The sequence below is a fragment of the Naasia lichenicola genome, assembly GCF_004801885.1.
Lineage (GTDB): Bacteria > Actinomycetota > Actinomycetes > Actinomycetales > Microbacteriaceae > Naasia > Naasia lichenicola.
This window is the reverse complement of record NZ_SSSM01000003.1, coordinates 671,607-683,442: the sequence shown is the minus strand read 5'-3', so window position 1 is coordinate 683,442 and position 11,836 is coordinate 671,607. Positions and strand designations below refer to the sequence as shown.

Annotated in this window: 6 protein-coding genes; all 6 read right to left on the bottom strand. The window is 66.7% G+C overall.

What is annotated here, in order from left to right; translation table 11 throughout:
* Window positions 1-38: 38 nt before the first annotated feature.
* The 6 genes from E6C64_RS08290 to E6C64_RS08270 all read right to left on the bottom strand — a co-directional run bounded on the left by E6C64_RS08290 (window position 39) and on the right by E6C64_RS08270 (window position 11,803).
* The gene (locus tag E6C64_RS08290; protein WP_136427149.1) at window positions 39-848 is read right to left on the bottom strand and encodes a hypothetical protein; all 810 of its coding nucleotides are present in this window, start codon (window positions 846-848) and stop codon (window positions 39-41) included.
* 406 nt (window positions 849-1,254) lie between these two features.
* Window positions 1,255-2,934: a right-handed parallel beta-helix repeat-containing protein gene (locus E6C64_RS08285; RefSeq protein WP_136427148.1), complete on the bottom strand. Its 1,680-nt coding sequence runs from the start codon at window positions 2,932-2,934 to the stop codon at window positions 1,255-1,257.
* Between the two features lie 407 nt (window positions 2,935-3,341).
* Window positions 3,342-3,509, bottom strand: a complete 168-nt coding sequence (locus E6C64_RS19000; RefSeq protein WP_158437806.1) for a hypothetical protein — start codon at window positions 3,507-3,509, stop codon at window positions 3,342-3,344.
* A complete protein-coding gene (locus E6C64_RS08280) occupies window positions 3,509-4,711 on the bottom strand; it encodes a DUF1972 domain-containing protein (protein WP_136427205.1) in 1,203 nt (400 codons plus the stop codon). Before E6C64_RS08280 ends, E6C64_RS19000 begins: the two co-directional genes overlap by 1 nt.
* A 230-nt stretch (window positions 4,712-4,941) precedes the next feature.
* Window positions 4,942-5,388, bottom strand: a complete 447-nt coding sequence (locus E6C64_RS08275) for an FAD synthase family protein (RefSeq protein ID WP_136427147.1) — start codon at window positions 5,386-5,388, stop codon at window positions 4,942-4,944.
* Between the two features lie 319 nt (window positions 5,389-5,707).
* The gene (locus E6C64_RS08270; protein WP_136427146.1) at window positions 5,708-11,803 is read right to left on the bottom strand and encodes a PKD domain-containing protein; all 6,096 of its coding nucleotides are present in this window, start codon (window positions 11,801-11,803) and stop codon (window positions 5,708-5,710) included.
* Window positions 11,804-11,836 lie beyond the last annotated feature (33 nt).

Here is an 11,836-nt window from a genome sequence, read left to right as displayed (position 1 = left end):
GGGGGGGGGGGGGCTGCACGAATCGGGCAGCAGCCGGATCAGCCCTTGAGGACCGAGACGAGGAACCCGTCGAGGAAGGTGTTGCCGGAGAGGCTGATCTTGGTGGTGGTCGGAGCGACGATCGCGCAGTGCTTGATCGTGGTGTCGGCGGCGAAGGTGTTGCTCTTCACCGAGAAGCCGAGGATGGCGCCCTTGCCCTTTTCGGACACGTTGATCGAGCAGTCGCCGCCGCTGATCCTGTTGCCCGAGACCGTCAGATTCGAGACCTTGGCGCGGTCCTGGGTGACCATGAGTGCCGCGTTGTCAGCGTCGGCGAAGGTGTTTCCGCTGAGCGCGATGTTGCTTCCGCCGGTGATCTCGATGTTGTCGTTGTGCGACCCGTCTGAGTGATCGGCGTCGTAGCTGTACCAGAGGCTGCCGTGCAGCCACGAGTCCGTGATGGACACGTTGCTCCCGGTGATGCTCACCTGGTCCACCGTGTTGTGGATCTCCACGCGCTGGAGTGAGAAGTTCGACCCCATGATGCCGTTGACCGTCCAGTTCGGCTTCGTCGCGACGATCTCGGTATCGATCACTTTGAGGCCGGAGTAGTTGCCCATGTTGTCGACGAGTCCGTACTTGCCTCCGGCATCGGTGCCCCGCACGATGGAATTCTTGATGGTCACGTTGGCTGCCTTGATGATCACCCGGCCGTGGATGTCCTTGCCGCTGATCACCGTGCCGGCGGTCGTGACCCTGATGTCGCCGTAGACGGTCGTGAGGCTGGTTCCGGAAGGGACGCCGGTAGTGCTCGCGCTGGCAGCTGCATGAGCGGGCTGACCCGGGACGACCGCGAATGCCAGAGCCAAGATGGCCGCAGCGGCTGCGAGGAGATTCCAGCGACGAGGAGGGCGAATGGATGTTGCAGACAGGTGTGTAGGGGTGGCCACGATGTCTCTCGTTTCGGGTGGTCGAGGGGCTGGTCAAGAAGGACCCTAGGAGACGTTTCGTTGCGTGAGTATGAATCTGGAGTTGAAGGTTCTGGGATCACATTGCCTCGAGCCTTGAGAGACCTGAACTTCGTAACAAGCCTGTGACCAGCGGATTCTTCCCGGAGCGGATTTGATACCACCGAGCATCGGAAATTGATAGGAACGGATTTCCTGGCGCGGCCGCCAGGGCTCACCTGCCTGCGTAGATCGGATGCCTCGGGAAGCAGAAGAGGAGGCGGGCGTCCCGATGGACACCCGCCTCCTCTGTGGAGCAGAGAGGTGATCAGCCCTTCTTCACCACGACAGAGCCGCCGTTCGAGAAGAGGTTGCTGATCAGGTTGACGATGGTGCTGGTCGGACCGACGACACCGCAGCCCCTGATGTTGCCGTTGACCCCGAAGGTGTTGTTCGAGATCGTGATGCCGCTGATCGGCCCCTTGTCCTTCTCGGAGATGTTGATCTGGCAGTCGCCGTTGTCCATGAAGTTCTTCGTGATCGTCAGGTTCGACACCTTGCCGCGGTCCTGCGTCACCTGGATGGCGGCATTGTTCGTGCCGGTCATGGTGTTGCCGGTGACGAGGATGTTGTCGCCGCTGACGATCTCGATGTTGTCCTGGTGAGAGCCGTCGGTGTGGTCGGGGTCATCGGCATAGAAGATCGAGTCGTGCAGCCATGAGTCGGCCACGACCACGTTGCTTCCTGCGACGCTGACCTGATCGACTGTGCCGTGGATGTTGACTCCATGCAGCTCGAAGTTCCAGCCCATGATGCCGTTGTTGGTCCAGTTCGGATTGGTGGGCACGATCTCGGTGTCGAGGACCTTCAGGCCGGAGTAGCCCTTCATGTTGTCGACGAGACCGTACTTGCCTCCAGAGTCGGTGCCGCGGACGATCGAATTCTTGATCGTCACATTGTTGGCACGGATGATCACTCGGCCGTGGATGTCGAGTGAGTCGATCACGGCGCCTGCCTGGGTCACCGTCTGGTCGCCGTAGACGACGGTCAGCTTGGTGCCGGCGGGCACTCCGAACTGGCCCGCAGGGTTCGAGCTGCCGGAGCCGGAACCTGATCCCGTAGATGGAGCCGGGGCTGGAGTCGTCGGAGGGGTCGGCGCGGATGGGGTGCTGGGAGTCGAGGGTGTCGGGGCAGCCGTTTCGGCCGGAGCAGGGGCCGGCTCCGGGGAAGCCGTCGCCGTCGCGGTGGGAACTGGCGTCGCCGTTGCTGTCGGACTCGGCGTCGCCGTCGGGCCGGTCGAACCGCCGAGGCCCAGGCCGTCGGTGACGTCGTCGATGATGTCGTCGACGACATCGTTCTCCCCGGGAACCACCGACGGGGTCGGCGTGCCAGGTGTGGCGGTTGCGACGGCCCGATGATGCAGAGCGTCGCGCACCTGCTCGCCCGTCACGGTGCCCGCCGAGGTGATGCCCACCATCGCGCACTTCGACTTGGCCTTCTCGGTGCTCATCGTCGCGGTGTCGCGGCCTCCGAGCTTCACCAGTACGGTCTTGGCGTCGCTCGGCACGCTGGGCAGGCGGACCGTGCGCTTCTCGTCGCTGCCGAGCTGATACTGCAGGTTGAGCGACTCGTCGGCAGCCGAGTAGCTGGCGCCCTCGGCTGCAGGGTTCGAGCTGTCGAAGTAGCCCAGGATGCTGACGATCGTGGTGCCGACCGCATTGTGGTTGACCAGTGAGACCTCGGTGGCTGCCGGATCGAGGGCGACGACTGCCACCGTCGGGTCTGCCGACGGCTCTCCCGATGCGCTCACCGAGGTGCTGGCGCAGTCGTCGGCGCCGCAGAGGGCGACGTACTGAGGATCCGCGATGACCATCGTGGCGACACTGAGGCCACCGACGAGAGCCAACGCCGAACCGAGTCCGACGAGCGCCTTGGCTCGGCCGCTGAGGCCGAATCGAGAGTATCCGGACCTGATCCGCTGGGAGGGTGCTCTGTGCTGAGAACGCATAGTCGCCTTGTGTTTTCGCCCACGTCGAAAGACCACAGCGCAGGGCCGTGGAGAGACGTCGAGGGCGTACGGAAGCGACCTCGGGAGGCGGGGTGTTCGGGACCCCGGCCGCTGAACAGGTGAAACAGTAACACCCCCCATGAGGGGGGTACGGGAGGGGCGGCTGAAGGATTTCGGCGTGTCCGCCGCTTGGGGGACAGGAGAGATAGCGAGACGGATGTGTCCCGATCCCCGTCAGCTCGGGGGTGTCACGGTGTTGAGAGGTTGAAACGATCCGCAGAGACATGTCCCCCAAAGTTCGAGATAAATTCTCGATCTCGGGCGTGTCGAGTGCGGTGCGTCGTTCGGCGTTTCGCTCAATGGCCGTCAGGGCGAGATGAGCGGTGTCTGCGCCGAGCGGAAAGGCCCTAGAGGTACGGTGCCACGGCGATGAAGAGGCCGATCGTGGCGCCGAGCGCCGCGATCGTCCAGATTGCTTGTCTCAGCCATGGAGCGGGCTTCGCCCGCAGGGTGCTCGTCGGCGGCCGGAGCGCCACGATGGGGCGTGGCGTCCGCGCCGAGGCGAGCGGTGTCATCAGCGGGTTGACGCCGAGGACTTCGCGGGGAGCAGGGCGTCGGCGGTGGTCTGCCAGCCCTTCTTGCGGCGGCGTCCCTTGGCGATGCCGTGAATGGAGTCGCCCGCGGCGAGCTTGATCGCGAGTGCCTCGTAGCCGAGGGTCACATCGTCCCAGTTGTAGTTCTTGATCGCGCGGTCCTGCATGGCCTGGCCGATGGCGAGGTAGCGCCAGGTGTCGGCCTCGATCTCGTGCAGGTGCGGGGCGAGCTGCGTGGCTTCGGAGAAGAACATGCCTTCGGGGCCGGCGACCTCGCGGTTGAAGTTGACGTCGAAGGCGATGACGGCGGTGCCGGCGCCCATCGCGCGCAGCAGGGACGGGTTGGTGCCGCCCACGGAGTGGCCGTGGATGTAGGTGCGCGCGTGTGCGTAGAGCTGGTTGAGCTCGTCCTGGTCCCACACTCCGCCGAGCATCTTGATGCGCGGGTCGGCGGCGGCCATCTTCGCGATGCGGTCGGTGTACTCCTCGGCGTATGGGGCGGAGCCCACGACGACGAGCGGGTACTGGGCCTTGCTAGCGGTGTAGCCCTCGACGATGACGTCGACGTGGTTCTCCGGCTCGAAGCGCGCGACGGCGACGTGGAACTTTCCGGCCTCGAGTCCGTGCTTGGCCAGCTTGTCCGTGGCGACGTCGGTGAGGCGGTTGGCGCCGTAGGTCAGCAGCTCGGTCGGCACGCCGAACTCCGCCTCGTAGTAGTCAGCGATGCCCTGGGCATCGGAGATGAGGGCGTCGCCGGTGCGCACGGCGAACTCTTCGGCCATGCGGTAGTAGCGCTTGCCCCACTTGCCCCACTTGCCGCGCTTCCACTCGAGGCCGTCGACGTGCACGGCGACGGGGGTGCGGCGGGCCTTGATCATCGGCACGAACGGAGCATTGGCGGCGTTGAAGACGAACGCGGCATCGTGACCCTTGGTGCCCATCATGTGCAGGGCCGAGAGGGCGGTGTGGCTAAGTGTCTCGAGGGTCTTCTTCTTCATCGCGGGGAGGTAGACGAGCTTCATGCCGAGATGCGTGGCCGGCTTCTCACCGTTCTTGCCCACGCGGCAGTAGACGGTGACCTCATGGCCACGAGCGACCAGGCGCTGGCCGATCTCCTCGATCGCGGTCTCGAATCCGCCGTATGCGGCGGGCACCCCGCGCGTCCCGACCATCGCGATGCGCATCGGCTTCTGGGGGAGTGCCTCGAGCCGGGGCGCTTCGTTGGCGAGCGCCGCGTTCTGGAGCAGCCCTTCGAATGTGTCGTCGTCGGGGATGGAGGATGCGTTGGTCATGATGTCCTGCGTTCGGGTGACAGGTGGGCGGGTGGAAGTTCGTTCGGCTCCGGTGTGGGTGCACCGGCTGGGAGGGCCGCTGTGGTGGAGCAGGTGTTCGGTGGAGCAGGTGAAGCGGTGATTCAGGCTTGGGCGAGGCCGCGGTCGGCGTTCTCGGTGATGGCGGCGAGTGCCCGGCGGAGCTGCGTGCTCGAGGTGGACATCGTGTACGGGAAGTAGACGACCTCGACTCCGACCTCGGCGAACTCGCGCTCGAGCTTCAGGCCCTTGTCTGTGCCGCGCCAGTCGTCGCCCTTGAAGAAGATGTCGAACCCGACGTCGCGCCACGTGTCCAGCTTGTTCGGGACGACCTCGGCGCGGGCCTCGTCGACGTAGGAGATGTGCGAGACGATCTCGAGGCGCTCGGAGAGCGGGATGACCGGGACGATGCCCTTGGTCTCGAGGAGCATCTCGTCCGAGACTACGCCGGCGACGAGGTAGTCGCAGGCGCTCTTGGCGTGCTTGAGGATGTTGAGGTGACCTACGTGGAAGAGGTCGAAGGCGCCAGCGGCGTAGCCGATTCGGGGCATCGGAGGGATACAGCTTTCGGGTAATGCTGCGTCGTCAGTTCTCTGTCGGGGTGGACAGCGCCGGGTAAGCGAGTGACGTCTGGTTCTCGTGGGGTAGCAGCGGGTAACAGCTGAGAACCAGGGTTCCAAACTATCGAACGGTGGGGGTGGAGTCACGACACCAAAGAGGGGGGCGTCGTTTCGTTCCCGTTAATTCTTCCTGTGCAACGCTCAACTTATTGAGCACCTGATCAGGGTTTCCGATGGTGGCCTCAATTGAGGCGAGCGCGGCGGATGGATCCGCCGCGCTCGCCGTGTGGTGCGCCATGCGCACTGAGGATTACTGGACCGGCGTGACGGTGAAGTCGTCGAAGCGGACGGCGCTCGGCAGCGAGCTGAGGCCCGATGCGAAGTAGCCGCCCAGGCCCACGGAGCCGGCCAGCTGCAGGCCGTCGGTGCCGTCGGTTGCCGAGAGCTGCCAGGCGGTCGGCTCGGTGGTGCCGGCCTTCCAGATCTTTGCATTGAGCGTCGTCGGACTGGTGCCGGTGACCTGCAGGCGGATGATGAGCTGGTCGCCCGCCGCGTAGGTCATGCCCGGGACCACGATCGAGGAGAACGTGGTCCCCGCGCGCTGCAGCTGCAGGGTGATGGATCCGGTCGCCGAGACGACTGCCCGGGCCCGGTAGTCGACCGTGCCGACGCGTCGGCCGATGACCGAGGCGTAGACGCTGCCGCCGACGGGAACCCCACTCAGCGAGACGGTGACACGGGTATCGGTCGATGCCGCGGAGACACCGGACAGATAGGCCTCGGCCTGCTTGGCGGCTGCCGTCGTTGTGATGGCCGCTGTGCTGCCGTCGGTCGAGAAGTAGGAGCTCGATCCGCTGAGGCTCCACGCCCCACCGGTTCCGGCTGTGCCCCAGGCGTTCGCGGTGGTGCGGCCGAAGTCGTCGGCTGCGATCGCCGTGGCGGGGGTCGTCGGAGTGGTGGGAGGTGTGACAGGAGCCGTCACGGTGACCGACCCGGTCGACGTGGCCGTCGCGCCGCTGTTGTCGGCGACGGTGAGCTCGATGCCGTACGTACCTGCGGCCGCGAAGGTGTGATTGGCCGTCGCACCGGTGGCCGAGCCTCCGTCGCTGAAGCTCCAGCTGTACGACGCAATGGTGCCGTCGGAGTCAGTGGACGAGGTGCCATCGACAGCGGCCGTGAGGTCGACGCTCGACGCGGTGAAGGCTGCCGTGGGCGCCGCATTGGTCGGCGTGGTCGGCGGCACCGGGGTGGTGGTAACGGTGGTCGAGGTCGCGATCAGGTCGTCGAAGCTCGTCGTCACCGCCGCCGTGGCACCCGCGCCGAGGTAGCTCGCGAGGCCGATGCCGCCGGCGGCCTGCATGCCGGCAGTGCTGTCGGTCCGTGTGAGTGCCCATGCGGTCGGCTCGGCGCTGCCGACCTTCCACGCCTTGGCCTGGATGGTGGTCGGCGAGGTGCCGACGACCTGTACGCGGATGCGCAGTGAGTCGCCGTTGGCGAAGGTCAGGCCGGGGACGACCGTCGAGGCGATGGACACCCCTCCGCGCATCAGCTGCATGGTGACGGCGCCCGAGGTTCCGATGACGACCCGAGCCCGGTAGTCGTCCGTTCCGACACGGCGGCCAAGCACCGAGATGTAGTGCGAAGCGCCGGAGATCGTGCTTGGAGTGGCAGTCACCTGGACATCGGTGTCGGTCGAGCTGACCGATCCGAGGACGGCGGTGATGGTCGATCCTGCAGAGGAGGTCGCCTTTCCGGTGCCGTTCGAGACCGCGAGCCGACTGGCGGTGCCCACCGTGGTCCAGACGCCGCCGATGTCAGCCGTCCCGAAGCTGTTCGCCGAGGTGCGTCCGAAGGCGTCCTGGGCGAGGGGAGCCGACGTGACGGGCGGGGCCGTCACGGTGACGCGCTGGGACGTCGTGCTCGTGGCGCCCTTGTCATCGGTCACCATCAGAGACACCGTGTAGGTGCCACTCGCCGGATAGGTGTGATTGGGGACTGCGGCCGTCGATGTGTTCGACGTGGTGTCCCCGAACGTCCAGGCGTAGCTGGCGATGCTTCCATCCGAGTCGGTCGAGCTCGATCCGTCGAAAGCCGCTGCCAGCCCGGTCGAGGAGGACGTGAACGACGCCGTCGGGGCCTGGTTGGCCGGAGCGACGGTCACCGGGTGGCTGACCGTGCTGGTCGCCCCCTGATCGTCCGTCACCGTGAGCGTCACGGTGTAGGTGCCGGCACCGGTGAAGGTGTGGCTGGGTGCCGCGACCATGGAGCTGTTGGAGGCCGAGGTGGGGTCTCCGAACGTCCAGGCGTAGCTCGCGATGCTGCCGTCGGAGTCGACCGAAGTCGAGCTGTCGAAGGTCGCTGCGAGTCCGGTGGATGCAGAGGTGAACGCCGCCGTCGGTACCTGGTTGGAGGCGACCGGCGCGGAGCCGAGGCTGTAGTGGTTGCTCACGGTCGACGGGCTGAGCACGGTGTCGTAGACCGCGACCTCGTCGATGTCTCCGCGGAACCATGGGCCCGAGCCGCCCCACGTGCTGTCGCCGCCGATGCGCCAGTATCCGACGTAGCCCTGCGAGTCGCCGTTGCTGTTCGATCCGACGAGAGCGCCATCGACGAACAGCCGGAGGCCTGCGGCGGACTGCTCGGCGACCACGTGGTGCCAGACGTCGTCGTTGTACGACGCGGTCGAGCTCACGGTGTTGGTGCTGCCGACCCAGGTGCCGAAGGTCAGGCGTCCGTCGTTCTCGAAGTAGATGTGACGGTCGTAGTTGCCCGAGGTGCCGGTCTGGCTGTTGCCGAGGCCGATGAGCTTGCCGCCGGTGACCTGCTGGTCGGCCTTGAACCACAGCTCGAGCGAGTAGGTCGTCGGGTTGCTGGTCGGGTTGTTGGCCGAGACGAGTCCGCCGTTGCCGTCGAAGTGTGCTGCGGTGTCGGTGGTGGTCGGGATGGCCCCGGTCACCGGCTTGGTCACACCGTCACGGTAGGTGCCGGTGTTTCCGTTGCCGCTCGCATCCGTCGCCGTGGAGCTGGTGTCGCTGAGGCGCCAGTAGAGCACAGGGTTGGCTCCGACCACGGCCGTGCCGTAGGCGTCGCTCGGGGTTGAGCCGTTCGCGACGACGACGTCGTGCGAGACGGCAGCGGTGGTTCCGCGATTGTCGGTGACCGTGAGCGTCACGGTCTTGGTGCCCGCGGTGGCGTAGCTGTGCTGGGCAGTGGCACCGGTCGCGGTCGCGCCGTCGCCGAAGTTCCAGCTGTAGGCCGCGATGGCGCCGTCGGGGTCGACGGAGGCGCTGGCGTCGACGGTGACCGAGCGGTCGGTGGTCGTCGAGGTGAACGCGGCGGTCGGGGCGGTGTTCGCCGGGAGTGCCGCGTTGAAGTGACTCGCGATTGCGGAAGCCGAGAGTGCGGCGGGGTAGACAGCGACCTCGTCGATCGAGCCCCGCAGGTAGGAGCTCGAGGCTCCGCCCCACGTGGTGTCTCCGCCGACTCGCCAGTAGTTCGTCGAGTTCTCGGCGCCGGTGTTGCCGTTCGTGCCCACGAGCACACCGTCGACGTAGAGCTTCATGCCGTCGGACGACTGCGTGGCTACCACGTAGTGCCATGCGCCGTCGTTGTAGCCGCCGTTCTGCGAGGTGGCCCGGTTCTCCTGGCCGGTCCAGGTGCCGAAGACGACCTGGCCGTTGTCCTGCAGGAATACGTCGCGGTCGTGGCTGCCGGAGTTGCCGTTCTGGTTGCCGGCGAAGCCGATGATCTTGCCGCCGGAGGTGGAGTCCGACTTGAACCACGACTCGAGGGTGTAGTTGGTCGGGTTGCCGAAGCGGGCGACGCTGGCGATGGTGTCGTCGTTGCCATCGAAGCTCGCTGCGGTGTTGGCGGTGCCGGTCACGGCGCCCGTGGTGCCGAGCGTGACGCCGTTCTCATAGATCCCTGCGTTGCCGTTGCCGCTCGAATCGGCGACGGTGTCGCCGGTCGATTCGCCGAGGCGCCAGTAGAGCGTCGGCTCGTCGTTGTAGACGGCGCTGCCGTAGGCGTCGGTGGGTGCGGGCACGGTGCTGAGGGCGCGACCGGACAGCGTGTAGTGGGTGCGGACCTGGTCGCGAGTGAGCGCGGTGCCGTAGATCGAGACGTCGTCGATGTTTCCGTCGAAGTACTTGTCGCCGCCCCATGTGGAGTCGCCGCCGATGCGCCAGTAGCCCGAGTAGGTCTGTCCGGCGGTGACATCGGTGCGCGAGGCGACCTTGATGCCGTCGACGAACAGCTGCATGCCGGCAGCGCCGAGGCTCGCGGTCACCTGGTGCCACTGGCCGTCATTCAGTCCGGCCTTGCTGCTCACTGTGGAGGTGTTGCCGTTGTAGACGCCGAAGCTCACCGCTCCGTTGCCGTCCATGTAGACGTGGCGGTCGTAGTTGCTGGAGTCGCCGCTCTTCGCATTGCCGAATCCGACGATCTTTCCCCCCGAGGTGCTCGTGGTCTTGAACCACGCCTCGATCGAGAAGGTGTTCGGACCGGCCTGGATGGTGTTGCTCGTGATGACGCCGGTGCCGTCGCCCGAGAAGAGAGCGGAGCTGTTGGTGTCGTCAGCGATCGCGCCGGTCTGGGCGAACGAGACGCCCGTGCCGGCGGCCGCGATGTCGGAACCCGCCCAGTCGGCGACCGTGGTCGAGCCGGCCGCGTCGCCGAGGCGCCAGAAGTTCTTCGCGCCGTCGTCGAGGACGGACTGTGCGTAGCCGCTGGGGGTGGCGGCCGAGACGGTCACCGAGACCGAGTTGCCCAGCACGGTGTTGCCGTACGGGTCGGTTGCCCGGATGCGGTAGGTGTGGGTGCTTCCGGGGACGAGGCCGGTGTCGACCACGGTCGTGGTTGGCCGGTCGAACCAGATGCGCGATCCGACCACGCCGCTCCAGATCGGCGTCGTGTTGGAGCCGTCACGGTAGAGCGTGTAGGTCAGGTACTGGTTGTCGCGGTCGTAGTTGGCGGGCCAGCTGACGCGGACCTGGCCGGAGGAGAAGGAGTTGAGGGTCGGCAGGAACTTCGAGCTGCTGACGCGCGGTCCGTCGAGGTTGGGCGCGATGGTCTTGTTCGCGAAGCGGACCAGGCCCTGCTGACGCACGCCGTTGACGGTGGTGAACTCGCCGCCGTAGACGACGTAGTTCGCGTTGGCTGCGACGCTCCACGGTCCCTGGTTCTGCCCGGTCACGGTGCCGGTGTTGAAGTCGGGGTACCAGTTGAGCAGGGTGGGGTGTTCGACGTCGGTCCAGCTCGGGTAGCCGTAGGGGTCGGCCAGGTTGCGCTCGCCGCTGCTGGTCTTGGACCAGGCCATGGCGCGCTGGAAGGTCCACGGGTCGGTCTGCGGGTGTCCGCCGGAGTTGCCGCAGTAGTGGGGGTGGCCAGCGATGTACACGGCGTCCGTCGAGGTGGCGACCGAGTAGGTGTCGCCGTGGCAGTCCTCTTCCCAGACGAGGGAGCCGTTGCTCCATTCGGCGCGGAAGGTCCCCTCGGTGTTGCCGCCGCCGCCGAAGTGGTAGCCGGTGCCGTAGAAGCTGGTGCCGTCGGAGGTGAGGCTGTAGATGGCGGCGTCGGCGCCGCCGTTCTTCACGCGCTGTGAGGCGGGGAAGGACAGCGAAGCTCCTGTGGCGGCATCGACCATGCCGAGGCCGTAGCCGCTGTCTCCGCCGGTGTTCGGGCTGCCTGCACCGTTGACGGTGGTGAACGAGCCGCCGAGGACGATCTTGGTGAAGTCGGCATTGGCGACGATGGCGTTGACCCGGCCGCCGTCAGCGGAGGCCGAGAAGGGAAGGATCGACGCGTCCGTGGCAGTCACCGCGGCGGCATGCAGCCGGGCCGTGCTCTTCATCGAGGTGAAGTTTCCGCCCATCCAGACCGTGCTGTTGCTGGCGACGATCCCGTACACGGCGCCGTTGCTGTTCGGGTTCCAGGTGGTCAGAGCACCACTGGCGACGTCGATCGACGCCGCACGATTGCGGGCGGCGCCGCCGATGCTGGTGAACTGACCGCCGATGTAGAGGCGCGTGCCGTCGGGGGAGGCCGCGAGGGAGCGGACGATTCCGTTGGGGTTCGGCGCGAACGAGCTGATCAGCTCACCCGTCGTGAGGTTGTAGGCGAGCAGGTTGGCGCGGGCGACGGTGCCCACGCCTGACGCTGCGCCGGCCGGCTGCGCGGTGGAGAAGCTGCCGCCTGCATAGACGGTATTGCCCACGATCACCTGCGTGTAGACCACGCCGTTGATCTGCACGGTGGGCAGCGCGTCAGACGACACGGTCTGAGTCACCCCGGCGGCGGGGGAGGTGTCGGCGTAGGCCGGGGCGGTGACGAGCACCGTACCCGCCACGACGGCGACGGCAGTGACAGTGGCAAGCGCGCGCAGGGACGCACGGAAGGAGTAGGGCACGGGTAAGCCTCTTGTTCGGGTCAGGCGAGCGGT